This is a genomic window from Xenorhabdus sp. NBAII XenSa04, assembly GCF_963866145.1.
GTDB classification, from domain to species: Bacteria; Pseudomonadota; Gammaproteobacteria; order Enterobacterales; family Enterobacteriaceae; genus Xenorhabdus; species Xenorhabdus indica.
In genome coordinates this window covers 1-784 of sequence record NZ_CAWMEB010000111.1, presented here as the reverse complement: position 1 = coordinate 784, position 784 = coordinate 1, and the positions used below count along the sequence as shown (strand labels likewise).

Below are 784 nucleotides of genomic sequence, written 5' to 3'. Positions count from 1 at the left end.
CCACAAAAAAGGGCGTCAGCCGCTGCCGGCAGGATTAGCGCGGGAAGTGCAGCATCATACCCTGAATGCGCCGTACTGCGATTGTTGTGGCGAACCGCTGCATGCCTGCGGCACGGAAACGTCAGAAACCCTGAAAATCGTGCCGCAGAAAGTCAGCGTCATTCGTCATGAACGCACCAAATACACCTGCCGGCAGTGTGAAAAAACCGAAACCCACAGCAGGATTATCACCGCCCCGACGCCGCCCAGCCTGTTACCCCGGACGATAGCCAGCCCGGAAACGCAGGCGGCGATTGTCACCGCGAAATATGTCGATGCGCTGCCGCTATACCGGCAGACCGATATTTTGGCACGCTCCGGCATTGACATCAGCCGCAGTACGCTGGCGAACTGGTGTGTGCAGCTCGGCCGCAAGGTGCATGTGCTGGTCGAACTGATGCGGACTCATCTACTTGATGAACCGCTGATTTGTGCGGACGAAACCCCGGTACAGGTGCTTCACGAAGTCGATCGCCCGGCACAAAGCAAATCCTATATGTGGGTGTACCGCAGTGGGGAATTTGCCGTGCATCCGGCGGTGATTTTTGACTATCAGCCGAGCCGCAGCGGGCGTTGCGTGGCGGATTTTTTAGGGGATTATGCCGGTTACCTGCTGACGGATGGCTATGCGGCTTACGATACGCTGAAATCGGTCAGGCACGCCGGCTGCATGGCGCATGCCCGTCGCAAATTTACGGATGCCCAGAAAGTGCAGGCCAGTAAAAAAGCCGGACGTGCCGAGCAG

1 protein-coding gene is annotated in these 784 nt (G+C 58.0%); it reads left to right on the top strand.

Annotation, left to right across the window (positions count from 1 at the left end; translation table 11 throughout):
- A partial coding sequence (gene tnpC / locus AAC147_RS05760; RefSeq protein WP_047685929.1) for an IS66 family transposase occupies positions 1-784 on the top strand: 784 nt, incomplete at both ends.